Origin of the sequence: Paenibacillus tabacirhizosphaerae (assembly GCF_040812395.1) — a bacterium.
GTDB lineage: Bacteria > Bacillota > Bacilli > Paenibacillales > NBRC-103111 > Paenibacillus_E.
The window spans coordinates 76,925-102,205 of sequence record NZ_JBFNXH010000009.1 but is presented as its reverse complement, the minus strand read 5'-3'; the positions used below and the strand labels follow the sequence as shown (position 1 = coordinate 102,205).

The 25,281-nt window shown below is 51.4% G+C and carries 23 protein-coding genes, 1 pseudogene and 1 riboswitch; of the genes and pseudogenes, 23 read left to right on the top strand and 1 reads right to left on the bottom strand.

From position 1 onward, the window contains the following. Positions 1-11 precede the first annotated feature (11 nt). The 6 genes from ABRS97_RS16965 (at position 12) to ABRS97_RS16940 (ending at position 6,836) form a co-directional block, all read left to right on the top strand. Positions 12-449 carry an ATP-binding protein gene (locus tag ABRS97_RS16965; RefSeq protein ID WP_367815824.1) on the top strand — a complete coding sequence of 146 codons (438 nt, stop codon included), beginning with the start codon at positions 12-14 and terminating at the stop codon, positions 447-449. Continuing rightward, the gene (locus ABRS97_RS16960) at positions 446-781 is read left to right on the top strand and encodes an STAS domain-containing protein (RefSeq protein ID WP_367815822.1); all 336 of its coding nucleotides are present in this window, start codon (positions 446-448) and stop codon (positions 779-781) included. Before ABRS97_RS16965 ends, ABRS97_RS16960 begins: the two co-directional genes overlap by 4 nt. A gap of 48 nt (positions 782-829) precedes the next feature. Then, positions 830-2,470 carry a SpoIIE family protein phosphatase gene (locus ABRS97_RS16955; protein ID WP_367815820.1) on the top strand — a complete coding sequence of 547 codons (1,641 nt, stop codon included), beginning with the start codon at positions 830-832 and terminating at the stop codon, positions 2,468-2,470. Positions 2,471-3,288: 818 nt separating this feature from the next. Further along, positions 3,289-4,221: an eCIS core domain-containing protein gene (locus ABRS97_RS16950; RefSeq protein ID WP_367815818.1), complete on the top strand. Its 933-nt coding sequence runs from the start codon at positions 3,289-3,291 to the stop codon at positions 4,219-4,221. A gap of 289 nt (positions 4,222-4,510) precedes the next feature. Continuing rightward, the gene (locus tag ABRS97_RS16945; protein ID WP_367815816.1) at positions 4,511-6,307 is read left to right on the top strand and encodes a hypothetical protein; all 1,797 of its coding nucleotides are present in this window, start codon (positions 4,511-4,513) and stop codon (positions 6,305-6,307) included. A 10-nt stretch (positions 6,308-6,317) separates the two neighbouring features. Then, a complete protein-coding gene (locus ABRS97_RS16940) occupies positions 6,318-6,836 on the top strand; it encodes a type III secretion system chaperone family protein (protein ID WP_367815814.1) in 519 nt (172 codons plus the stop codon). Positions 6,837-6,912: 76 nt separating this feature from the next. On the opposite strand, the gene ABRS97_RS16935 is transcribed toward ABRS97_RS16940, so the two are convergent. After that, a complete protein-coding gene (locus ABRS97_RS16935) occupies positions 6,913-7,884 on the bottom strand; it encodes a bile acid:sodium symporter family protein (protein WP_367815813.1) in 972 nt (323 codons plus the stop codon). A 99-nt stretch (positions 7,885-7,983) separates the two neighbouring features. On the opposite strand from ABRS97_RS16935, the gene lplT reads away from it, so the two are divergent. The 17 genes and pseudogenes from lplT (at position 7,984) to ABRS97_RS16850 (ending at position 24,937) form a co-directional block, all read left to right on the top strand. Then, the gene (gene lplT / locus ABRS97_RS16930; protein WP_367815811.1) at positions 7,984-9,201 is read left to right on the top strand and encodes a lysophospholipid transporter LplT; all 1,218 of its coding nucleotides are present in this window, start codon (positions 7,984-7,986) and stop codon (positions 9,199-9,201) included. A 94-nt stretch (positions 9,202-9,295) separates the two neighbouring features. Next, a riboswitch (TPP riboswitch) is annotated at positions 9,296-9,394 on the top strand. Positions 9,395-9,502: 108 nt separating this feature from the next. Further along, positions 9,503-10,132 (top strand): thiamine phosphate synthase, encoded by a 630-nt coding sequence (locus tag ABRS97_RS16925; RefSeq protein ID WP_367815809.1) that lies wholly within the window; start codon positions 9,503-9,505, stop codon positions 10,130-10,132. Next, on the top strand, positions 10,129-11,415 hold the full coding sequence (thiO, locus tag ABRS97_RS16920; protein ID WP_367815807.1) for a glycine oxidase ThiO: 1,287 nt from the start codon (positions 10,129-10,131) through the stop codon (positions 11,413-11,415). Before ABRS97_RS16925 ends, thiO begins: the two co-directional genes overlap by 4 nt. Then, complete coding sequence (gene thiS, locus ABRS97_RS16915) at positions 11,399-11,602, top strand: sulfur carrier protein ThiS (RefSeq protein WP_367815805.1); 204 nt, start codon at positions 11,399-11,401, stop codon at positions 11,600-11,602. The genes thiO and thiS overlap by 17 nt, the downstream gene beginning before the upstream one ends. Before the next feature lie 5 nt (positions 11,603-11,607). Continuing rightward, positions 11,608-12,375: a thiazole synthase gene (locus ABRS97_RS16910; RefSeq protein WP_367815803.1), complete on the top strand. Its 768-nt coding sequence runs from the start codon at positions 11,608-11,610 to the stop codon at positions 12,373-12,375. A 702-nt stretch (positions 12,376-13,077) separates the two neighbouring features. Further along, a complete protein-coding gene (thiD, locus tag ABRS97_RS16905) occupies positions 13,078-14,001 on the top strand; it encodes a bifunctional hydroxymethylpyrimidine kinase/phosphomethylpyrimidine kinase (RefSeq protein WP_367815801.1) in 924 nt (307 codons plus the stop codon). Next, the gene (gene thiE / locus ABRS97_RS16900) at positions 13,998-14,669 is read left to right on the top strand and encodes a thiamine phosphate synthase (RefSeq protein ID WP_367815799.1); all 672 of its coding nucleotides are present in this window, start codon (positions 13,998-14,000) and stop codon (positions 14,667-14,669) included. The genes thiD and thiE overlap by 4 nt, the downstream gene beginning before the upstream one ends. Next, positions 14,659-16,437 (top strand): phosphomethylpyrimidine synthase ThiC, encoded by a 1,779-nt coding sequence (gene thiC, locus ABRS97_RS16895; protein ID WP_483312469.1) that lies wholly within the window; start codon positions 14,659-14,661, stop codon positions 16,435-16,437. The genes thiE and thiC overlap by 11 nt, the downstream gene beginning before the upstream one ends. A 282-nt stretch (positions 16,438-16,719) precedes the next feature. Continuing rightward, complete coding sequence (locus tag ABRS97_RS16890) at positions 16,720-17,325, top strand: ArsR/SmtB family transcription factor (RefSeq protein WP_367815798.1); 606 nt, start codon at positions 16,720-16,722, stop codon at positions 17,323-17,325. 2 nt (positions 17,326-17,327) lie between these two features. Beyond that, positions 17,328-18,443 (top strand): aminopeptidase, encoded by a 1,116-nt coding sequence (locus ABRS97_RS16885; RefSeq protein WP_367815796.1) that lies wholly within the window; start codon positions 17,328-17,330, stop codon positions 18,441-18,443. 736 nt (positions 18,444-19,179) lie between these two features. Beyond that, positions 19,180-19,719: a YdeI/OmpD-associated family protein gene (locus ABRS97_RS16880; RefSeq protein ID WP_367815794.1), complete on the top strand. Its 540-nt coding sequence runs from the start codon at positions 19,180-19,182 to the stop codon at positions 19,717-19,719. Next, positions 19,716-20,411, top strand: a complete 696-nt coding sequence (locus ABRS97_RS16875) for a helix-turn-helix transcriptional regulator (protein ID WP_367815792.1) — start codon at positions 19,716-19,718, stop codon at positions 20,409-20,411. The genes ABRS97_RS16880 and ABRS97_RS16875 overlap by 4 nt, the downstream gene beginning before the upstream one ends. A gap of 5 nt (positions 20,412-20,416) precedes the next feature. Beyond that, positions 20,417-20,719, top strand: coding sequence for a putative quinol monooxygenase (locus ABRS97_RS16870; protein WP_367815791.1), 303 nt, complete (start codon positions 20,417-20,419; stop codon positions 20,717-20,719). Positions 20,720-20,883: 164 nt separating this feature from the next. Beyond that, positions 20,884-20,952, top strand: a pseudogene (locus ABRS97_RS16865) (DinB family protein); the annotation flags it as partial. Between the two features lie 280 nt (positions 20,953-21,232). Next, positions 21,233-22,924, top strand: a complete 1,692-nt coding sequence (locus ABRS97_RS16860) for a type 2 periplasmic-binding domain-containing protein (protein WP_367815789.1) — start codon at positions 21,233-21,235, stop codon at positions 22,922-22,924. Positions 22,925-23,026: 102 nt separating this feature from the next. Further along, positions 23,027-23,989: an ABC transporter permease gene (locus ABRS97_RS16855; protein WP_367815788.1), complete on the top strand. Its 963-nt coding sequence runs from the start codon at positions 23,027-23,029 to the stop codon at positions 23,987-23,989. An 18-nt stretch (positions 23,990-24,007) separates the two neighbouring features. After that, on the top strand, positions 24,008-24,937 hold the full coding sequence (locus ABRS97_RS16850) for a carbohydrate ABC transporter permease (protein ID WP_367815786.1): 930 nt from the start codon (positions 24,008-24,010) through the stop codon (positions 24,935-24,937). Positions 24,938-25,281 lie beyond the last annotated feature (344 nt).

Here is a 25,281-nt window from a genome sequence, read left to right as displayed (position 1 = left end):
GAGCGGTAAGGATGGCTTCGTCATCGATTGTAATCATGAATGATCTCAAGGAGCTTCAGCGGCTGAACGCCTTTATAGGTTCTCTTGCAGAAGCGCTTAGCCTCGACGAATACACCTTGTTTCAGATCAATTTAGCCTGTGATGAGCTGGTGACGAACACAATTTCATACGGCTACCCGCAGGAAGAAGCAGGCATGCACACGATTCGTATCGATGTGGGGCTCGTTCCTGATGGCTGGGAGCTGAGGATTACGGATCGGGGCGTGCCTTTTAATCCGCTTTTGAACCCAAGCCCTTCTGTCGATTGCTCGCTTGACGAACGGGGGATTGGCGGTTTCGGTATTCACTTTGTGCGGCAAGTGATGGATGAAATTCGCTATGAACGCTTGTATGATGAAAATATAGTGATGATGAAAAAACGCCGGGCCCAGGAGGAAGAAATGGCATGAACCTAACGGAACGAATGCAAGGGGACGTGGTTGTCCTCAGTTTGGAAGGCAGATTGGACGCGAACACGTCCGGAAGCCTGGAATCCGGCTTTATGAAGCTGGTTGAGCAGGGAACAGGCAAATTCGTGTTTGATTTGCAGGGATTGGACTATGTTAGCAGCGCTGGCCTGAGAAGTTTGCTCGTTGCGGCGAAAATGATTAAGGTCATTCAAGGCAAGCTGGCCTTGGCTCATATGAATGAGCATGTGAAGGAAGTGTTCGACATGTCGGGGTTTAGTGCTATTTTCTCGATCTACGCGACGGAAGCGGATGCTCTTCATGCTGTCGAATAGATGCCTATGGCTTGATGGGTCACAGGGGGAAACGGGGAGGCGCGCGTGATGGGTATTGCGATTGGCGTACTCCTTTTGCTTTTGTTGGCGGCTCTTGCTGCATGGCGGATGAGCGAATTTAAACGGGAAGCGGCAGAGCGTGAGCTTGAGCGGACGCTGCAGCTTTTTGACGTGAGCCTGGAAGTGAATTCGACCATTCGCAAGCAGGATTTGCTGCTTAAAATTATGGAAACCACCTCGCGTATCATGAACGCGGAGGCTTCCTCTGTCATCTTGCTCGATGCGGCCAAGGAAGAGCTGTTTTTCGACCTTGCGCTCGGCGAAAAGGGCGATGAAGTCCGTGAAATTCGCCTCAAACTCGGCGAAGGTATCGCTGGCTGGGTTGCCCAGACCGGGCAATCCGTCAAAATCGACGACGCCGCTCAGGATGAGCGCTGGTCGTCCAAGGTCGCGAAGCGAGTCGACTATCCGACTCGCAATATGCTATGCGTCCCACTCGTGAGCAAAGGCGCCATTATTGGCGTCTTGCAGGTACTCAATAAACGGGACGGGATTCATTTCTCGGAGCGGGACTTGCTGCTCCTCGAATCCATTGCTTCTCCGACGGCGGTCTCGCTGGAGAATGCCATGCTGTACGACGCGCTTGAGCAATCCATGGATGCGCTGAAAACGACTACAGCTGCCAAAGAGCGGATGGAAAGCGAGCTGCGCATTGCGAGCGACATCCAGATGGGCTTTTTGCCAAGGGGCAGTCTGGTGGTGCGAGGACGCGATATGGGGGAAGGCGCGAGTGATGCGACTGTAGCTGCAAATGCGGAAGCGTATGTTGGCGCAGAAAACGGGAGTTCAAGGCCGCTTTCGGAGTCTTGGGAGGAATCGCCGGCTTTCCCGATTGAAGGTATGGGCTTAGAAGCAAGTGGGAGTTCAAGCCCACTTTCGGAGTCTTGGGAGGAATCGCCGGCTTTCTCAATTGAAGGTGTAGGCGAAGAAGCAAGTGTGGAGGAAGGAGACACGATGCGGGTTGCCGCTGCCGAGGTGCAGGCTGTAATTCGCCCCGCACGCGAGGTGGGCGGGGACTTCTACGACTACTTCCGAATCGGCGAAGATCGTTTGTTTTTCGCGCTTGGCGACGTATCGGATAAAGGGATACCTGCGGCTTTGTTCATGGCGGTGACGATGACGCTGTTAAAGGGGAAAATGACACTGGAGATGACCCCGGGCGAGCTGCTCACAGCCGTTAATCAGGAGCTTTACAAAGAGGAATCGACGATGTTCGCTACGATTTTCTGCGGTGTTCTGCATGTCCGGACGGGCCAGCTTCTATATAGTGATGGCGGCCATTGCACGCCTTATATTGTCCGGGAGACAGGTGCCGTGGAGCCTCTGAAAGGGAAAAAAGGGCTCCCTCTCGGCGTGATGGATGATATGGTATATTTGGATAATGAGGCTGATCTTGCTCCCGGCGACCGCATTGTGCTGTATACCGACGGGATAACTGAAGCGGAGGACCGGGATCAGCGGCAATATGGCTCCTCACGCCTGCAGGAGTTGCTGGCCGGAGGGCTGGAAAGCCCTCGTGCGAATTTGTTGGAACGTCTTATTGAGGACGTTGACCATTTTACGGATAAGGCGGCTCAGTCGGATGATATTGCGGTGCTGACCGTGTATAGACAAGCATTCAAAATGTAGCCTCAAAGCTCCATATATATGGTATAGTGAGAGTAGCGGAATTGTTGCGCTCAGGTACGGACATCAAGGGAGTGCAAAACGAAGTTTGGCGAGCGATTGGCGGTATGTTTTGCAGGCTTGCGGCTGCAAGCGTTTTGCAAGTGAGTAAGTTGGTAAGGCCGATTTTGGGCGTTACGGAAGCGAAATAGCGTGTGTCAGGGTCTGTAAGGCCCATTACGGGCGCTACAGACAGTGAGATGAGAGAACAACGTTCGAATTGAAGCGGTAAGGCCGATTTTGGGCGTTACGGAAGCAAAATAGCGTGCGGCAGGGTCTGTAAGGCCCATTACGGGCGCTACAGACAGTGAGATGAGAGAACAACGTTCGAATTGAAGCGGTAAGGCCGTTTTTGGGTGTTACGGAAGCGAAACAGCGTGTGGCTGGTTCTGTAAGGCCCATTACGGGCGCTACAGACGGTGAAATGAGAGAACAACGTTCGAATTGAAGCGGTAAGGCCGATTTTGGGCGTTACGGAAGCGAAATAGCGTGCGGCTGGTTCTGTAAGTCCCATTACGGGCGCTACAGACGGTGAAATGAGAGAACAACGTTCGAATTGAAGCGGTAAGGCCGATTTTGGGCGTTACGGAAGCGAAATAGCGTGCGGCAGGGCCTGTAAGGCCCATTACGGGCGCTACAGACGGTGAGATGAGAGAACAACGTTCGAATTGAAGCGGTAAGGCCGTTTTTGGGCGTTACGGAAGCGAAATAGATTATGAGATCGATAGCTGCTCGTCAGTGTGTAATCGCTGAGATTTTTTCAGCCAAATAGGAGGGTTCATATGCCAATTCATCAATCACGAATTAACAGGCATCAGGATGCTGCTTTAGACGGAAATACCCGCACGAAGAGCGGTTCGGAAGGAACGGCTGGAGCCGGCTTTATGAACATCCAGCGTACGATGGGGAATCGTGCTGTGGGCAGCATGTTGGGGTCGCAAATGACTGTGCAGACGAAGCTTGCTGTAGGCCCCGTTGGCGATGCTTATGAGCAGGAAGCGGATCAGGTAGGCAAAGCCGTGGCTGATCACATTGCGATGTCTGAGTCCAGCGGTGCGTCACAATCCTCGATCCAGCGGATGGGTGCCGAAGAAGAAGGATTAGGCTCCGAAGAAGAGGAGCTCCAGATGAAGCCTTCGACGGATACGATCCAACGGATGGGAATCGAAGAAGAAGGATTAGGCTCCGAAGAAGAGGAACTCCAGATGAAGCCTTCGGCGGATACGATCCAGCGGATGGGAGCCGAAGAAGAAGGATTAGGCTCTGAAGAAGAGGAGCTCCAGATGAAGCCTTCGGCAGATACGATCCAGCGGATGGGAGCCGAAGAAGAGGAACTCCAGATGAAGCCCTCGGCGGATACGATCCAGCGAATGGGAGCCGAAGAGGAAGAGCTTCAGATGAAGCCGTCTGAGGATGGATTCGATGCTGCGCCTTCCATTGAGTCGCAGATTAAGGCGAAGCAAGGAGGCGGCAGCAAGATGGACGCTCAGATTCAAGCGAAGATGGAGTCTGCATTTAATGCCGATTTTAGCAATGTGAACATTCATAATGACGGGCAAGCCAGTCAATTGAATGCTCAACTCGGTGCGGAGGCATTCGCGACGGGCAACGATATCTTTTTCCGTGCAGGCCAATATAATCCGGATAGCCGTCAAGGGCAAGAACTGCTGGGCCATGAACTGACACACGTTATTCAGCAGCGAGGCAGCAAATAGAGTGAACGGAAGTTAGTAGGCAAAGCTCCGTGCACCTGCTGTTTATTTGCCACATAAGAAAGCAAATTTTTTCAGGATTCGAAAATGCAAGCTAATTTATTGGCTATAAACCTGCCTCTAAACGCGGTCACTCCTCTGAAGATGACCTCGATAGAGGTTTCCTCAGTAGACAAGAAAGTATAAGTTTATACTTTTGCTTCGCATCCACCTTGACAAACGCGCTCGTCCCTGAAGGACGGCAGAGCCGTTTATCCTTGTATGTAGTACCAACTTGGAGGAATCAGAACAGATGGCACAGTCGCATAAGCTCCACACCAGGAAAAGCCAACCATCGCAAAGCGGAACTCAGCATACGTCCATGCCCAATGAGCATAAAGAGAGGGCCGCACTTGGGGGATCTGCGTCCCAGAATTTCTTTCTGCAAATGCAAAGAACTGTGGGGAACCGTGCTACGCAAGCTTATGCGACTCAGCTCATCCAACGGAATTCTGGGGGAGCGTCATCGCCGACTGCCCCGAAGGAGGACAAGCTGAAAGACCGGATCGAAGGGGCGAGTATCGCAACGGATACGTTTAGCGAGAGTTTTGGGAAGCCTGCTGAAGACTTAAAAACCTCCTTTGGCAAGACAAAAATCGCAAGCGAAGGGCACAAGGCCGCCTCTTTAGGGGCAGTGAGCAGTACGGCAGATATGATTGGCGGGCCGCTTCAAATGATTAATTCGTTCAGGGAAGCGCTGTCCGTCTCCAAGGATACAGATCGAACTGGGCATAACAAGAGATGGAACTACGCCGGACAAGGCGCATCCATCATCGAAGGCGCCGGCAAAACCGTCAGCGGTTCCGCCGGTCTTGTAGACAAAGCGGCCAAGTCCAGCGGAAGTCTGGATGGCGTGGGCAAATCCTCCGCCGTGAGCGATTATACGGGCACGGTTGGGGATGCCATTTCAGCGGTGAAGAGTGCGATCTTGGCTGTCAAAGGCATTTATGACATGTACAGCAAGTACTCGGAAGAAGGCGCCCTTAGCAAGGGGGATAAGGCCAAAGGCGTTATTGAGATTATCAACAATGCTTTGCAGGCTGCGTCATCTTCACTGAAAGTAGCCAAAGGCATTATGGAGATTATGGAAACGAGTACGGCTGCGCTCACAACCGTTATTCCCGGCGTCAGCATAGCTGTTAGCGGGGTCAAGATTGCCTTCAAATCAGTTGACTTCATCAAAGCTGGCTTGAATCGCTCCGCAATGACGGAAATCAAGCGCAGCTTCAAAAAGAAAAACGAGAATGCATCGTTTATCAAAGCAAAACGCTGGTTCGGCGGCAACACCGGCGTCGATAAAGGAAAGCTGGAGGCTCATAAGCTCCAATTGAAAGCTGGAATCGACCAGAAAGATCTCGACATGACCCAGATCAGAGACCAGATTCAGCAGAATCAGGACAAAATCGATGTATTCCAGCAAAATGGCGGAAATGCGATTGAAGAGGATAAACTAAGGAAAAAGAATGAGCAGCTGAATAAACAGCTGGATCAAAAGGAAACAGAAAAGATAGCCCATAACCAGGACCTGGATGAAATCGCGCAGTACCAAATGGCGAAAGAAATGAAGAAAATCAACGTCAAACGGACGGATCGCTTAGGCTTGCAGATTGGCATTGAGCTGACCAAAATCGCCGGGGACATCGCCACCTTGACCGGTGTTGGCGCACAAGTGGGCACACCGCTCAAACTTGTTGCCGCCGGCGTGGGAGCAGCGATGCCTGCCGTTCGTTCACTGAAGCAAATGGGTCGGGACCGAGCCGCCAGCCCAGACGCTTGGAAATTGACCAAGGCGGTATTCAACGCCGAGAAGTCGACCGTGAAGAAGGGCGAGAAGCGCGCTAACGACGCAACCCTCCTCATTGAAATGATACAGAAACTGCCTGTTCTGGATCGATCGAACCCGGATATTGTGACCCGCTATGAACAGGTGGGAAGCTTTATAGAAGCAGCCGGAGTAGATTTGTTAGAGCTGGAGAAAATAGAAACACTTAGAAGCGATCCAGATAAATTAAAGACGAGCCTCATTGAAGCAATGGGCAAGAGAGAGTAGGAGACGGATCATGCTGCCAGAACTAGTGCATGCGCGCCATTTGGCGCAGTTAGGGCTTTTGAAAGAGATTTTGGATGAAGCGGGCTTAGCCACGAATCTGTTGGAGAAATCAGAGGCGATCCCGATCCATGTTTTGATGGCGGGCTTTCAGGAGGATAAGAAGGGGCGGGACCGTTTCCTGCATTTTAGTTTTTTGCCGCTGGATGAGGAAGAAGCCGGAGCTATTCAACTGCTGCAAATTTACAGCACGCTTCCGTTCCATTTGAAGGATGAGCAGCGCGCCGCAGTTGCCCACATTTTGCTGGAAATTAATACGCGTCTTCCAATTGGCCATTTCGGCATCAATGAACAAAATGAACTGCATTACCGCTACGTATACAGCTTGTCTACCGCAAGGTCGTTCGACAGCGAAGAAATACTGGATATCCTCAGTATGTTCGTGTACATGTGCGATATGTTCGCAGAACCTGTTGAGCTCGTTGCAAGTGGAGAGTCGGGAGTAGCAGAAGTAATAGAGGCTTTAAATTAGAGTAAAGAAAAATTCCGATTTCATCCGGGGAGATGGATCGGAATTTTTTTGATTTGGAAGAAACTCAAGCATGTATTTATGCCTTGCCAGCGCTTACGTCCGGCGCGTCCTTCAGCGCATACCGCCTGTTTAACAAATAGCCGAACAAGGAGGCGAGCGACTGTTGGAACAGCATGCCAAGCACAACAGGGATGGCTACGGGAGCAGGGAAGTAGGCTACAGCGAGCACGGCACCGGCACTGATGTTGCGCATACCGCCATTAAAGGTCAGTGCGACGATGATATCTTCCTTCCATCCCATCAGTTTGCCGGTTAGCCATCCGAGAAGGTAGCCGAGAGAGGCCATGATGAGCACAAACAGAGCTAAACCAAGCAGCTTGCCATTGACCTCGCGCAAGTAGGGGGCAATTACTGAGCCGTTAATGGCGACAACGAGACCCATGCCTATTTTCGAAAAGGGGCCTAGGCGTCCGCTCCATCGCTCTTTTATTTTGCCGTGTGTCCAACCATTGAGCAGCATGCCGATCAGGGACGGCAGCACGATCATGAAAAACAAGCCTTTCATCATACCGAACGTGTCCATATGGACTTTGGCGCCGACTAGCACGGACATCGTGTAGGGAACAACAAAGGGAGAGAGAATGGTATCTACCAAAATAATCGACAACGTCAGGACGATATTGCCTCGATAGATGGCTACCCAGACGAAGCTGGTGATGCCCGTAGGGATTGCCGCAGCCAAGATCAGCCCCGTAATCGTAAACGAATCGTCGCTATACACGACATATCCAAGCCCCATAGCAAGGAGCGGCATGATCACATGCAGAATCAGCAGGGTAGCGATCAAAGGGAGCGGCTGTACAACGATTTGTACGAATTCCTTAAAGCTGGAGCTGATGCTGCCAGAGAAGGTCATGAAGGCGAAGATCCAAGCCGATACATACGTAAAACCTGATAAATGACTACCCGCCAAAACTCCGATAAGGACGCTGATGGGAGTAATTAGTGGCATGATTGTTTCCATTTTCTTGTTGAGTTGGGGGAGCATGTCAGGGACATCCTTTCGTGAAAAACCATTTGATTCCTTCATGCGCTAGTAGTATCTTTGAAAATAGCCGTTAACAAACACGCAGGTAGGGGTGAGATCATGAAGCAAAAAACGAGCTCGCTGAATGCGCTGTACATTACGCAATTTTTGAGCGCTTTTGCCGATAACTTGAACTTTTTCATTATCATAGGCATTCTGGCTCATCGGGGTGTGGCGAACCCGGAGGGTACCATCACAAATATTCAAATGGGCTTTCTTCTAGGGTACGTTGTCCTGGCACCCATCGTTGGCGCGCTCGCGGATCGCAAGGCGAAGACGCACGTACTGCTGTATGGTAATTTGTTCAAAAGCGTTGGCATTCTCATGCTGCTCATCGGTGCGCCCGCCGTGTACTGCTACTTGGTGCTGGGCATTGGCGCTGTTGTATACTCGCCTGCCAAATACGGCATTTTGACGGAGCTGACGAGTAACGAAGACGAACTGCTGCGCGCGAATGCCAAGGTGGAGGGCTCGACGATTCTAGCCATTTTATTGGGAACCGTGGTCGGAGGTCTGCTCGCAGATATCTCGGACACCGCGGGGATTTTAACCTGCTTGACATTGTATGTGCTATCGCTTCTGTTAACGTGTGCAATTCCGAAACGAGCAGGCAACCCGAATATACGTTTTGGACCGTCAGCTAAAGCGTTTTTTGGTGATCTACGGAATTTGTTTAGAAATCCCAGAGCGAGATTTTCGCTCGTCAGCACGGGAGCTTTCTGGCTGAATGCCTCTGTCCTGAGAATCGCGCTAATTGCGTGGATTCCCGTAAATCTGGGCATTACCGACACGACGAAGCTGTCCATGATCCTTGGTGTTACTGCTGTAGGGGTTGTGCTTAGCGCTTTTTTCATTCCCAAACTAGTGCCGCCTGGCAAGCTGTATCGTTCCTACATTTACGGTTATTTAATGGTAGGTACGCTCATGGTTACCGCTTTTCAACATAATCTTGCCATCTCGTTGATTTGCCTGCTGATGATCGGTCTCTTTGGCGGCGTTTTCCTCATTCCTATGAACACGATGCTTCAGGAAGAGGGCAAAGCGCTTATCGGGTCCGGCAAAACGATCGCCATTCAAAATTTTGTGGAAAATGCGCTGACTGTGGCGGGACTTGCCTTTTTCATGCTGCTTAATCAGCTCCACGTTGCGATAGACTGGTCTGTGATCATCATGGGCTGCAGCCTTCTGATGTTTATTATGTATGTGCATTCCCAGCTTTCGAAGGTGAAAACCCATAGGGTGGAGGAGGGCTCTATATCCTCCAACTCATCAGGATGAACCTTCTCCTCATTATAAAAGCTTTCGGGAATATGGTAAATTCCCTATTTTCAAGCGGCAAATGTCGTGCTATGATAATACACAATTGAATGAAATGAATCCCTAGGGGCGCCGAAAGGCTGAGACAGAGCAATCTGAACCCTTTGAACCTGAACTGGGTCATACCAGCGGAGGAAAGTGGAAATTCGACAGATATCGGTATATGTGCGTTTTCGTGTGCTGCCGACTACAACCACTTTTCTTTGGAAAAGTGGATTTTTTGCGTTCAATTAACCTTGCAGCAAAAGGAGAATGCGGCAGCATGGCAGCTTATGAATTGCATGTGATTTCAAATGGCCGACAGGACTGGACGGCTATGTCAGCTATCGCGGTCAACATTCAACCCTATGTGACAGCGATTCATTTACGGGAGAAGTCAAGACCGGTGGAGGAAATGATGAAAGGGCTGCAGATCCTGCTGGCTGCAGGCGTAGCGGCAAAACGAGTGTATATAAACGGCCACCCTTCACTTGCGGCAGCGGCTCTGCTCGGTGGGACGCACTTGCAGGGCAGCTCTCCGCCGCTCCCGGATATTCGGGAGACGGATGACCTAGGTTCGGTTCGGACTGGCGTTTCCGTACATAGCGTCGAGGAAGCCGTGCAGCGTGAAAAAGAAGGTGCGGATTATCTTATGTTTGGGCATATTTTTACCACGGACTCAAAGCCTGGGCTAGCACCTAGGGGATTGGAGCAACTGCGGGAGTTAACAGCAAACGTAAAAATTCCTGTAATCGCCATAGGCGGCATTACACCGGAAAGGGTCAATCCCGTGCTGGAGGCGGGGGCATCCGGCGTGGCCGTCATGAGCGGGATCTGGGATGCGGAAAATCCGCTCCAGGCCGTCAAGGCTTATGCGGACGAATTGAAGATCATAGGAGGGAACGACAGATGAGACATAAGCAGGAGGTCATTATTGTGGGCGGCGGCGTGATCGGCTGCTCGATTGCATATTACTTGGCGAAACGAGGCCAAGCGGTCACGGTGTTGGAGCGCGGCCGGATCGGCAGCGAAGCATCGGGAGCGGCTGCAGGCATGCTCGGCGCACAGGCCGAGATGGAGGATACGGGGCCACTCTTTCAGTGGGGCCGTGCGAGCAGGGCTATGTTCCCGCAACTGGCCGAGGAACTGAAGAGCTTCACGGGCATCGACATCGGTCTTGTCCGTGAAGGGCTGCTGAACGTCGCGCTTAGCGACGATCAAGAAGCTGAGCTGCGAGCGCGCGAGCGGATTCAGCGCGCAGCGGGCGAGCGGGCTGAGTGGCTAAGCGCAACCGCAGCCGCCCGGCTAGAGCCAGCCCTGAGCCCTACATTGCGCGGAGCTCTTTACCTGCCGGATGACGGGCAGGTTGAAGCACCGCTGCTGGCTCAGGCGTTCGGGCAAGCAGCCCGGGCGCTGGGGGCGAATGTGCAAGAATTCGCAAGCGTGCAAGGGCTGCTGACCGAGCAGGGCAGAGCCATCGGCGTCCTGACAAGCGATGGCCCGCTGTACAGCGACTGTGTCGTCGTCGCATCAGGCACGTGGAGCGGGCAGCTGCTGGCCGGAGTCGGTGTCCAGTTGCCGATGTACCCCGTGAAGGGCGAATGCTTCTCTGTCCTGACGCCGAATCCGCTTATACGTAAGACGTTGTATACGAAAGGGTGCTACATCGTACCCAAGGCAGGCAGTCGGCTGCTCGTAGGCGCGACGGCCGTTCCAGGCAGTTACGACCGTAAGGTGTCGCTGTCCGGTTTGTCCGGTCTGATGGAACGGGCGAAACAGCTTCTGCCGTCCATGGGCGACGCTGAATGGGAGAAGGCTTGGTCGGGGCTTCGCCCGCAGACCGCGGATGGTTTGCCATACATGGGCAAGGTGCCTGAGATCGAGGGCTTGTATGCGGCATGCGGGCATTACCGCAATGGGATTTTGCTCAGTCCGCTTACTGGCAAGGTGATGGCGGAATGGGTGCTCGGAGAAGCGGGGATGGCGAGGATACCTGGGCAGATAGAGCGCTTGGAACAGTTGGAGCAGCCCGAGTTAGAGTTGGAGCTCGCAACCATGCTCGGGGCTGAAGAAGGCGGGCTGACACCGTGGCTTCACGCATTTTGCCCGGATTTGTCAGAGGGCTCTGCGCGATCCGGCCACAACACGAAACAGATACAAAGAAAGGAGATGCATGCCAGTGAAGCTGCACATTAATGGCCAAACAGTTGACGTGCCGGACACGGTTACAACGGTTACCAGACTGCTTGAGCATTTCGAGCTGACCGGCAAAATGCTGGTTGTAGAGCTTAACCAGACGATTCTTGAAAAAGAACAGCACGCGCTAGCTGCATTATCCGAAGGATATAGAATCGAAATCGTACATTTTGTCGGAGGGGGATAATTCATATGTTAAAAATTGGTTCTTACGAGTTTCGTTCACGTCTTTTGTTAGGTACGGGGAAATTCCCGGATTTTGAGATTCAGAAGCAGGCCGTTGATGTCAGCGAATCGCAGATTCTGACTTTTGCGGTGCGGCGCATGAATATTTTTGAAGCGAGCCAGCCGAACTTTTTGTCCATGCTGGATGTATCGAAGTTTACGCTGCTTCCGAATACGGCAGGGGCGAAGACGGCTGAAGAGGCTGTGCGCATTGCGAAGCTGGCCAAAGCCTCCGGCCTTTGCGATATGATCAAAGTCGAGGTCATCGGGGATGAGAAGACCCTGCTGCCCGATCCTGTTGAAACGCTGAAAGCATCGGAAATGCTTTTGGAAGAAGGGTTTATCGTGCTGCCGTACACGTCGGATGACGTGCTGCTGGCCAAAAGATTGCAGGCGCTGGGCGTCCATGCTATCATGCCGGGCGCATCGCCGATCGGAACCGGGCAGGGCATCATCAATCCGCTCAATCTGAGCTTCATCATCGAGCAGGCGACTGTGCCTGTCATTGTGGATGCAGGAATTGGCGCTCCTTCTGATGCAGCGCTTGCCATGGAGATGGGTGCGGACGGCGTCTTGCTCAACACGGCCGTATCGGGAGCCAAGGATCCGGTCAAAATGGCGCTTGCTATGAAGCTCGCGATAGAAGCTGGACGCGCTGGCTTTGAAGCGGGACGCATCCCGAAGAAACGGTACGCCTCAGCAAGCAGTCCAATTGAAGGGTTTAGTCGAGTGTAGCAGGGACTCTTGATTTATGCAGAAGATGCGTGTTGCAGGAAGAGTCTTGCAAGAGCAATACGGGTGAAGAAATGCGTGATCCTGGGGAAACCCGGCTTCCCACTCTATGACTCTGTAACTGGTGAAGCTGGAACCAATTGGAATTTCGGGTCGTTTTTTCACAAATAGCGCACTGACGTTCCGCTCCAGAGAAAAAACGCAGCTTCTCGAGCTATAAGGCTGCTATGTGAGCGCCATGCTGTGGCGGGATGCGGTCTGGTACTTGGGGAACTGGAGTGGCAGAAGTAGCATGTGTTGGAATAGCTGGGATAACTGTTGACTTACAAGGTGATCCTCGGCGCGACCTGGATTTGATGCTCAATAACAGGATGGGAGCGCTTTTGGCGGAACTAGGGTGCGTTATGTTCCTCCAAAATGCCTAATTGACTAGGCAGGGGGAACAAGGATGTCTTATTTCATTAGTTTTGGTCAACTTAAGCCGAATTCCCATCAAATAACGAACTGACGTTCCGCCAATTGGCATTTCGGGTCGTTTTTTCACAAATAGCGCACTGACGTTCCGCTCCAGAGAAAAAACGCAGCTTCTCGAGCTATAAGGCTACGATGCGAGCGCCATGCAGTGGCGGGATGCGGTCGGGTACTATTTGTTCAGGAATCAGCTTAATCTGTTACGAATAAAGTTTTGAAAAAGGGGTGAAAACGATGTCTATATCCAAAGCGCTGACGATTGCGGGCTCGGATAGCGGAGGGGGCGCGGGTATACAAGCCGATCTGAAGACGTTTCAAGAGCTGGGCGTTTACGGAATGTCGGCTATTACCGCAGTGACTGCGCAAAATACGCTTGGCGTACAGGGCGTTTATCCCATGAGCGCAGAAGCGATAGAACGTCAACTGGCTTCGATTGGCGAGGATCTTACGCCCGATGCGCTAAAAACAGGCATGCTGTTTAGCAGTGAGATCATCCGGACGGTCGCCGCATCCATTCAAACGTTTAAGTGGGATAGAATCGTCGTGGATCCGGTGATGATTGCCAAAGGCGGCGCCTCTCTGCTCCAGCAGGAGGCGATAGACACGATGACCCGCGTGCTGCTGCCGCTCGCCACTGTGGTGACGCCGAACATTCCGGAAGCGGAAGCGCTTAGCGGCATGCGGATCGCCGATGGAGCTTCACGCGCGGAGGCAGCGAAGCGTATTCATCAATACGGCTGCAAGAACGTGATGATCAAAGGCGGTCACGACGAGGGGAATACGGAGTATGCGACAGATTTGCTGTACGATGGCGAGACGTTTACGGAATTCACATCACGCCGTTTGGCAACTCGGCATACGCATGGAACCGGGTGCACGTTCGCTGCTGCGATTACCTCCGGTCTCGCGCAAGGTTTGTCCGTGCAGGAATCGTTTCAATTGGCAAAACGATTCATCCAAGCGGCGATTGCTGAGCCGCTCCACATTGGCGGCGGGCACGGCCCAACGAATCATTGGGCGTACCAACTAAGGTGCAGGGAGATTGTGAATGGGGTAGCGGCTGAGGATGAAGCGTTGATACAGTCGCGTCTATCCAAGGTTTGCGATGACGCTGATACGGGCAGCGATTTCTATGTTGCGACGCGAGGTGTGAAATGAACAGCGAACAACTGCGGCGAGCGCTGCGCTTGTATTTGGTGATGGGCAGCCCGAATTGTGCCGGGGCTGACCCGTACGCGGTGCTGGAGGCCGCGATCGAAGGCGGCATCACAATGTTTCAGTTCCGCGAGAAAGGCGCCGGCGCCCTGCAGGGGCAGGCGCGCCTCGCGCTGGGCGCCCGGCTGCGCGCGCTGTGCGCGCAGCGCGGCGTGCCGTTCATCGTGAACGATGATGAACGGCTTGCGCTAGAGCTGGAGGCCGATGGCATTCACATCGGCCAAGAGGACGCCCCCGCCGCCGAGATAAGGCGGCGGCTCGCGGGCATGATCGTGGGCGTCTCGGCCCACGATCTGCCGGAGGCGCAATCGGCGCTGGCCGCAGGCGCCGATTACTTGGGCGTAGGCCCCCAATATGCCACGCGCACGAAGCTCGATGCGCGTGAAGTCCAGGGGCCTGCCATGATCGAACGGATGCGCGCTGGCGGCATCCGGCTTCCTTTGGTCGGCATCGGGGGCATCGATGCCGCGAACAGCAAGGCCGTCATCCGCGCAGGGGCGGATGGCGTGGCGGTGGTGAGCGCGATCTCGCAAGCTCGCTCGCCCCGCGAAGCGGCGCATGAATTGCTTGCAACAATTACTAATGTAGGGGGAATGAATAGTGACTGCTAAAAATGAAGTCGAAACTGTACAAATCTCGGCTTTTCCAGGGAGCCGCAAAGTGTATGTACAAGGTTCCAGACCAGATATCCAAGTGCCAATGAGGGAGATATCGCTGGCTTCATCCACGAATATGTTTGGGGAAGAAATTGCGAACGAACCTGTTCAGGTGTACGACACGAGTGGCGTTTATACCGACGTAGAGCTCCAGACAGATATTCGCAAAGGGCTGCCAGCCAATCGCTTGCCATGGATCGAAGAACGCGGAGATGTTGAATCCTACGTCGGTCGTGAGGTAAAGCCGGAGGATAACGGACTTTTTTCATCGGAAGCGAAGGGAGCCGCAGAACTATTTCCCGGATTACAGCGCAGACCACTCAGGGCCAAGGAAGGACACAACGTAACGCAAATGCATTACGCTCGCCGAGGCATCATCACACCGGAGATGGAGTATATTGCGATTCGTGAAAATATGGATGCTGCATATGTTCGTGACGAAGTTGCCAGGGGCCGTGCAATTATTCCTTCTAATATTAATCATCCGGAAAGCGAACCCATGATTATCGGGCGCAATTTCCTCGTGAAAATTAATGCCAACATTGGGAATTCAGCAGTCGCCTCGTCGATTGAGGAAGAAGTGGAGAAAATGACGTGGGCCACCCGTTGGGGGGCGGACACCATCATGGATTTATCGACGGGAAAAAATATTCATACCACCCGCGAATGGATCATTCGCAACTCGCCAGTTCCTGTCGGCACGGTGCCGCTGTACCAAGCGCTGGAGAAAGTAAACGGCAAAGCGGAGGATCTCACGTGGGAGGTTTACCGGGATACGCTGATTGAGCAGGCGGAGCAGGGCGTCAGCTATTTCACGATTCATGCGGGCGTCTTGCTGCGCTACATTCCAATGACGGCGCAGCGGGTAACCGGCATTGTCTCCCGTGGCGGCTCCATCATGGCGGCTTGGTGCCTCGCGCACCACAAAGAAAACTTCCTTTATACGCATTTCGAAGACATCTGCGAAATCATGAAAGCCTACGATGTCGCCTTCTCTCTCGGCGACGGTTTGCGCCCCGGCTCAATCGCCGATGCGAACGATGAAGCCCAATTCGCCGAGCTGGAAACACTCGGAGAGCTGACTGAGATCGCTTGGCGTCATGACGTCCAAGTGATGGTTGAAGGGCCGGGTCATGTGCCGATGCACCTGATCAAGGAAAACATGGACCGTCAGCTGGAGGTCTGCAAGGAAGCGCCGTTCTACACGCTTGGGCCGCTGACGACCGATATTGCGCCGGGCTACGACCACATCACCTCCGCCATCGGGGCGGCGATGATCGGTTCGTTCGGCACGGCGATGCTGTGTTATGTGACGCCGAAGGAGCATCTTGGCCTCCCGAACAAGAACGACGTCCGCGAAGGCGTCGTCACCTACAAAATCGCCGCGCACGCCGCCGATCTGGCCAAGGGCCACCCAGGCGCGCAGATTCGCGATAACGCGCTGTCGAAGGCGCGCTTTGAATTCCGCTGGCGCGACCAGTTCAATCTCTCGCTCGATCCGGAACGCGCAATCGAGTATCACGATGAGACGCTGCCGGCCGAAGGCGCGAAAACGGCGCATTTCTGCTCCATGTGCGGTCCCAAATTCTGTTCCATGCGCATCACGCAGGATATCCGACAAATTGCGCATGCGAAAGGGCTTGAAGAAGAGGCCGCACTTACCAGCGCAATGGAAGAGAAAGCGAAGGAATTCCGCGAAGCAGGAAGCCGCATTTATAATTAATTTATCCAGGGGCGTTTCTGTCGAAAGTGATGACAGGATCGCCCCTTTTTGTTAACATATAGAAAAGCTAGTTCTTGTTAACCCTTTAAAGCGTCGAATATAGTACGTAAGATTCATGCTCTGACTGAAAGAATGGGTAATTGACATGTATTCTTTTTCGCATTATGATACGGTTAAAAAGATTTGACCGTTGTCTAATTAATCTCTTATGGAAAGTAAGAGCTTGCCGATAAATGTTATTCTATGCGGATCTACGGGAATTAGAGGGAGGTCGAACCGAAGTTGAAGCTGCAGCCGATTTATATCATTGAAGATTTGGAACAATTAAAAACGGTGAGCGATCCCCTACGTGCGAAGGTGCTCCAATATTTGATCGAGAAAGCGTACACCGGCCAACAATTGGCTAAACTATTAGGCATGGCGCGCGCTAAGGTGCATTACCATCTGAACGAATTAGAGAAGCACGGTTTTATTTCGGTTGTCCGCACTGAACTCAAGAATGGCATTTTGCAGAAGTTTTATCGTGCTGTTGCCCGCGGCTTCGTTCCAAGCGAAAGTCTGCTTCCCTACGTTTCCGAGGTAGAAAATTACTATCGCGAAAGAACGCTAAGTGTTCTCTCCAACGCCAGATGCAGGGCGATCACAGCACCCGAAGAGGCTTTCCAGATTCCATCTCCCGACCGTACGCAATGGCCGATTATTATGACGCAGGTTGAAGTCAAGATGAGTAAAGAAACGTATACGGAATGGATCAGGAAGTTTCGCGCGCTCATCTTCGAGCTTGATTCACAACAGGAAGAGAACGGGGAATGGTTTTATTTGACTACGGTTGGCTTTCAAACGGGTGGGCCATCCTTTGACCCCATCGAAGAAGAAGAGGAGAGATAAACATGTTGGACCCCAGATTAACGAAGCTTGCTGATGTCCTTGTGAACTATTCGGTTAAAGCGCAGCCCGGCGAGAACATTTTAATTGAAGCTTACGGCATCGATTCCGCGTTAGTTAAAGAACTGGTGAAGAAAGTTCACGCCGCGGGCGCTCATCCTTATGTCAATATCCGCGATCATGCGATCATCCGCGAGCTCGTCATGAATAGTACGGAAGCGCAAATGCAGACCTGGGCAGATGCGGACGTTCATCAAATGAAACAAATGCAAGGCTACATAGGCGTTCGTGGCGGAGCCAACATCTATGAGATGTCGGACATCCCGGCTGACCGCATGAAGTTATATAATTCGATTTATTATCAACAAGTTCATTTTGATGTCCGGGTTAAGGATACAAGATGGGTGGTTCTGCGTTATCCAACGCCTTCGATGGCGCAATTGGCCAGCATGAGCACAGAAGCTTTCGAAGAGTTCTACTTCAACGTCTGTACCATGGATTACGGCAAAATGTCCAAAGCGATGGATGCGCTAAAAGAGCTGATGGATCGCACGGATAAAGTGCGTCTCGTTGGACCGGGAACTGACTTAACGTTCTCGATCAAGGGTATCGGCAGCATCAAATGCGATGGGGGCTTGAACATCCCGGACGGCGAAGTGTATTCCGCGCCAGTGCGTGATTCCGTGAATGGCGTAATTTCGTTCAATACGCCTACGCCGCATGACGGATTTACTTTCGAAAATATCGTGCTGGAATTTAAAGATGGCAAAATTGTGGGTGCAACGTCGAATGATACGGCACGCATTAACGAAATTTTCGATATGGATGAAGGCGCGCGTTATGTGGGTGAATTCGCCATCGGCGTGAATCCGTACATTCAGCATCCGATGAAGGATACGTTGTTCGACGAGAAAATCGACGGCAGCTTCCACTTCACGCCGGGCAACTGCTACGACGACGCGTACAACGGCAACAAATCCTCGCTGCACTGGGATATCGTCAATATTCAACGCCCGGAGTACGGCGGCGGCGAAATCTGGTTCGACGATGTGCTCATCCGGAAGGACGGCATTTTCGTTTTGCCGGAGCTTCTTCAGTTGAACCCGGAGAATTTGAAGTAAGGCATAGCTAGATAAATAGTAAAAGCAGTTCCGTTTGGCCATTTTCGGCCAGTTGGGGCTGCTTTTTTTGATGTTAAGTTAGCTTGTGGTTGTAGCTGGCGGAACTACAGTTCGCTATTGTGCGAAAAAGGTAGGACAATCTGATTTTGGCGGAACTGGGGAGCTCTATTTGCGCAAAATTGGTGTGATATGCAGTTAGAAACAGTGAATAGCGAACTGTAGTTCCCCCAGATGTTCCATTTAGCAACAAAGAGGGTGGATAGCGTACCACAGTTCCTTTATGCTAGCCAATTCCAGACTAATCACAAGATGTTAGTCTTGCAAGAGGCATCTTGAAACCGGAATTGCTGACAATGAAATGCGGGACATTATGTCCATCTTGCCGGAAGATGATCAGAGCTTCAAGACACTAGCCGAGGCTAATGCTTTAGGTGACTTAACGGTAACTAGCTGGGGTTGAAGCCTACAAACACACAATCGTACCTGAGGCGTTGAAACACCCAGATAGCGACATCTGTTAAGAGGATTTCTCCAGTCAAACTAGAGGTCTATTTCCTTATCTTGATCGCAGTCTTATTCATCCGTTGCAATATGAGAATTTCATGCATGCAGTAAGCAGTATCGTGAACAAAGAGGATGTAGATGTGCAGGATGAATTGGCTCAAATCACGAAATAATCACTGACTGTATCTGTCAGGAATGATTAGGTACAATTTCAAGTAGGGGGACGATACAAATGAGCAAGAAATCCAATGAACTGCCGATACTTCTCTTTGCAGAGCCATCATTGCTCGAGAACTGGCTTGAAAATCATCATGATACTTCACCTGGAATTCGACTGCAAATCGCAAAAAAACATGCCGGCATCGTCTCCGTAACCTACGAGGAAGCACTCGAATGCGCATTGTGCTACGGATGGGTCGACAGCCAGAAAGAAGCTTTGGATGAACAAACATGGCTTCAACGCTTTACTCCCCGGAGGGCAAAGAGCATCTGGTCGAAAGTAAATAAAGATAAGGCGGAGCATTTGATGGCAATTGGACGAATGAGGCCATCCGGACTTCAGGCGATTGAAGTTGCCAAACAGAACGGATTATGGGATAAGGCCTACGCATCGCAAAGTGCCGCGTCCCTGCCTGACGACTTCGCTATCGAGCTGGAGCGGAATGTCAAAGCGAAGATATTTTATGAGTCTCTGGATAAACAAAATAAATTTGCAATTCTTTTTCGAATTCATAGTGCCAAGAAGCAAGAAACCCGGGAGAAACGGCATTGAACCGGGCGGTCGACAAGCTGAAACGCTACACGAATGAGGAACAGCTCGATCATATCGAGCGTCATCGTGGAGGGCTATCCGTCATCCATCCGCCGGTTGAAGAGAAGCTCCGGGACGTTCTAAGCGTACTGGAGGAAGCGTCAGCTTCAGGCCAGGCTTTGAAGATGGAGTACGCTAAGGGAACGGGAGCCCCTACCCAGCGCATATTTGATCCCTACGGCATTATCCATTGGAAGGGCAGTTGGTATGCCGTTGGGTTTTGCAGCTTGCGCCAGGAGCTGCGCAGCTTCAGAGCGGATCGCATTGCAAAATTGGAAACGACCGATCGACAATTCGAGCGTCCAGCCGCTTTTTCGGCTAAAGCATTTCTGATGGGCAATTTGCTGCCCGACGCCCTTGATGCGGAATCCCTTGTAGCAGTAAGGATACAAGGGCATGAGCCAGCACTGGATCTCTTATGCCAGCATTGGCTATTTGGCCATGCGCTTGTGGAGCGGAGTGATGGCCAAGCGTTATTTAAGCTCGGCGTGCCTTCTTTGCAGTCCTATGTGCCTTATTTTCTGCTCCCTTACGGCAAATCGTTTACGATTCTGGAGCCGAGCTTTCTTATTGAGAAGCTGGTGGAAATAAGCAGCGGCATCACGGCGCATTATGCATCAATGAAATCGATAACGATAGATAATGAGGAGTGATGGACATGAATAAATTTGCCATGTACGGAAAATTGACCGCTCATCCGGGTCAGCGGGATGCCCTTGTGCAAATTTTGCTGGAAGCGGCCGAGCTATTGAAGTCAATGGAAGGCTGTGAATTGTATATCGTCAACCTAGCAGAAGATGACCTGGTTAGCATATGGGTAACGGAGTTATGGCGGGATGCCGAAGCGCATGCGGGGTCCCTAAGGGATGAGAAGGTATGGGCATTGATCCAGCGCGGCAGATCATTCATCGCGGGCGTCGAGCAGGTGAAGCTGCGGCCAATAGGGGGCAAGGGGTTCTGAAATTACTGACCGTAAGTGTCAGCGATAGGTCTTTATTATGAACTGTGTAAGATCATAATTTTATAGGAGGAATTAGGCATGTTCACCAGGACTGATGAGTCGCTTGTTCAAAGCGTTCAGTATTCGGTGAAGATTGGCCGAACGGCGCTTCTTTACGTTATTCGTTACGGCATGAAATTCATCACCGCGGCCAAATTACAGTCCTGATGCGTCAAGCGGGGGGTTCCGTATGACCCTTCGATTTGACATTTATCAGGTAATGAAGCTGGTACCTCAGGTTGGCTGTGCGTAAATAGCTGGAATCGGCTATCTATTTCTATGGGGTTTCTCCCGGCTTCAGAATAAACAATAATCGCCGTTTAGCATGATTTTCAAATGTGCTGGACGGCTTTTTCTTGTGCACCCTCCTCAAATACCTTAGATTTCTCCGGTACGACTCTTAGCATTGTCCGGTTTTGGCTGGCTGCAATCCCCCTTATACTGAGGAGGTATCAACAAAAGGGAGGTATTGATTTGAAAAAAAGAAAAGCGCTTACAATGTTGACGGCTGTTTCCTTATCGGCTGCTATGCTTGCTCTCAGTGCTTGCGGCACAGAAAATGCGCCTGCAGCTTCAAAGACCGAACAACCGAAATCTACGGACACGAAGGCCGCCGGGCAAACGACAGCGAAAAAAGATCCAATTACGTTCACTTACTTTCTGAACGCGCCTGGGGATAACGTGCCTGACCACACGAAACTGGGCGATATCATCAAGGAGAAAACGGGAGTCACTATAAAATATGAGCGTGTTGTTGGCGAAATCGAGCAGAAGCTGGGCGTGATGATCGCCGGGGGCGACTACCCGGATTTGATTTATGGCGGGGATAAAATGTTCAAGCTGATCGACGCGAAAGCGCTCATTCCGCTTGAGGATTTGATTGAGAAGAACGCGCCAAACCTCAAGAAAATTTACGGGCCTTATTGGGATCGTATCAAAGCGGCGGATGGCCATATTTATGCCCTTCCTTACGCAGCTCCGACGGGTAAGCCTAACAAATGGGTCAATGCCGCATTTTGGGTGCAGAAGCAGGTACTAAAAGAAGCCGGATATCCGAAAATCACGACGTTCGACCAATATACGGCGCTGCTCAGAGACTATGCGAAAAAGCATCCGAAGATCGACGGAGCGGATACGATTCCTTTCGAAGTGCTGACGTATGACTTCCGCAACTTTACGCTGACAACGGCGATGCAGTTCCTGGCTGGCGGCCCGAACGATTCCCGTGCGATGGTCAATCCGGAAACGAATCAGTTGACGTTCTACCAAACGGACGAAAACATTACGAAGAAGTATTATAACAAGTTGAACGACTTGTATAACGAAGGGCTGCTGGATAAAGAAGCTTTCGTGATGAACTATGATCAATATCTCGCCAAGCTGTCCAGCGGCCGCGTACTTGGCATGTTCGATCAATCCTGGCAGTTCCAGGATGCTACAGCTGCGTTGAAACAGCAAGGCAAGCTGGATCAAGTGTATGCTCCGCTACAGCTCACCTTCGACGACAGTATCAAAGCCGACTATCTTGATACGCCGACGATGAACTACGGTTTCGGTTTCGGTATCTCCGTCAAAGCGAAGGACCCTGTTCGCGCGATTCAATTCGCAGACTTCATGGCCAGCGATGAGATACAGGTGCTGAAAAACTGGGGCGTCAAAGACCAAGATTATAAAGTGGATGACAAAGGCCGCTTCTACCGTACGCCGGAGCAACGCGAGTTCTTTAAGGTGAAGGAAAACATGAAAAACTGGAGTGGTGAGGTTCTTTACTTCTGGCCGGGTTCATCCGGAACTTTGCCTGACGGCAATAACTTCGATCCAGGCAATCAGCCAGAAGAAATGTCCGCTGGTTACACCGATACGGACAAGGCTATTCTGAAATCGTATGGCGTGCCAACGTATGAGGAATTATTCAACGCGCCGAATCTCAAGCGTAAATATTTCCCGATCTGGAGTATTGAGCTCTCCGATAAAGCAAAGATTTTCGACCAGAAATTAAACGACATTAATAAAAAATATCCGCCGCAAATGGTCGTCGCGAAGACGAAAGCCGATTTCGATAAGAGCTGGAACGAGTATGTGGGTACTGTGAATAAGCTCGACGTGGCAGGCTGGATGGATGAGCTGACGAAAAAAGTGAAAGAACGCCAAGAAAAATGGAAGTAGCGGCGAGGTAATCACAAACGGTGCAGGGCCATGCCGCTCGGGGCAGCCTTGCATCGTTTTCTCATTTGCCATACATATAGGCTAGCCAAAGGAGGCATGATCATGGATCTTACTACAGAACGCGCAGCCATAAAGCCTAAGCCGAAACCACTTTCGGCGGGAGCTGCCTTTAGAAGGCTGAAGCATCAGAAGCTGCTGCTGTTGATGTCGGTGCCTTTCGTCATTTATGTTATTATTTTCAACTATCTTCCGCTATGGGGCTGGCTGATGGCGTTTCAGAATTATAAGCTGGGCAGCAACATTTTAAATAACGAATGGGTGGGTCTGGCGCAGTTCAAAGAGCTGTTTCAGGACGATGCGTTTATTCGAATTATGCGCAATACGCTGGCGATGAGTGTAATCAGCTTGGTATTCGGCTTTGTTAGCTCGGTTGGACTTGCTTTACTGCTGAATGAGGTGAGGCGGATGTTTTTCAAACGTCTCGTGCAGACGATCAGCTATCTCCCGCATTTTATCTCCTGGGTTGTTGCTGCGAATCTGATCATTACGATGCTTTCGCTGGATGGCGTTGTCAACGGCCTGCTTATGAAGCTGCACCTGATTAAGGAGCCGATTCTGCTGCTATCGAACCCGCATGCGTTCTGGTGGGTTATCGGGGCCTCCAACGTTTGGAAAGAAGTGGGCTGGAGCGCCATTATTTACTTGGCTGCCATGTCGATGATTGATCCCGCGCTGTATGAAGCAGCCAGCATTGACGGAGCGGGCCGATTCCGCAAGATGTGGAGCATTACGCTGCCGGGCATCCGGCCGATCATTATGATTCTGCTCATTATGAGTATCGGGCATATTCTCGACGCCGGGTTTGAGCAGCAGTATTTGCTTCAAAACAGTATGGTGACCGACTTTTCCGAAACGATCGATATTTTCGTGCTGAAATACGGCATTAATTTATCCCGTTATTCGTTCGCGACGGCAGCTGGCATTTTCAAATCGGTGATTTCCATTGCGTTATTGATGATGGCGAATCAAGCGGCCAAACGGTTAGGGCAGGAGAGACTTTATTAATGAAAGGAGGCAGCGACGATGCATGCGGAGAAAAACAGGGTAAGCAGGTTAAGAAGAAATGGGTTCGGCGATATTGCGTTTGATTCGATCAATGTAGCAGTGCTTCTTTGCCTCATGGTGGTCACGTTGTATCCGTTCATTAATACAGCTGCTGTATCGCTGAATCAAGCGACGGACACGACGCTGGGAAGCACGTTTCTGTGGCCGCGTAAACCGACTTGGTACAACTATCAGACCATTTTTAAAGATCATACGATCTATCACGCTTTCCTTATTTCTGTGCTTCGAACGGTGATTGGGACAGTGAGCAGTGTGTTTTGCACGGCGATGCTGGCTTATACGGTCAGCCGCAAGGATTTTGTGCTGAGCAAGCCGATTTCGATGATATTCGTGTTTACGATGTATTTTAGCGGGGGCCTCATTCCGGTATATATGCTTATCAAAAATTTGCACCTGACAAATTCGTTCTGGGTGTATATCATTCCGGGGCTCGTCGGTGCGTTCAATCTGATCGTCATTCGTTCGTTTATTGAAGGCTTGCCGGAAAGCCTGGTGGAGTCGGCCAAAATGGATGGAGCCAATGATTTTACGGTGTTTATTCGCATTATTTTGCCCTTAAGTATGCCGGCGATTGCGACGATTGCGCTCTTCGTAGCAGTTGGGCAGTGGAACAGCTGGTTCGATACCTTCCTTTATAACTCTTCGAAAATAGATCTGTCCACGCTGCAGTATGAGCTGATGAAGAAGCTGCAATCTGCCAATTTGAGCATTGGCGGTTCTGCAACATCCGCCTTCGTGAACAGTAAAAATATAGGCGCCAACATCGTTACGCCTACCTCAATCAGGGCTGCGATCACGATGCTGGCGACGGTACCGATTCTTGTCGTGTACCCGTTTTTGCAAAAGTATTTTGTTAAAGGCTTAACGCTCGGCGGCGTGAAAGAATAGAGAGAGTGCACCGTAGTTCTTATGAGGAAAACGTAAGGTTGGAGCGAGCGGATCCGCTAAGGCGTTCATAGAAACGCCCGGCTTATCTTTGAAGGTCCTTTTATGCTAACTAGCTAGGCGGAACGTAGGTGCCTTATCGATAGTCCTATTCACTGTTAGAGTGATTTCACGGAACTACAGTGCTCTATGGATGGAAAATGCCGGGTTGTAGGCACTTTTTCACCTGTTTAGCGCATTGTAGTTCCTTTTCATGGGTGAAAAGGGGGCTATTCAGTGAAATAGCGCATCATAGTTCCACCGGAAAACTTGCAGCGGTTGCGGTCGCGGGCGCTAACCACGCGGCA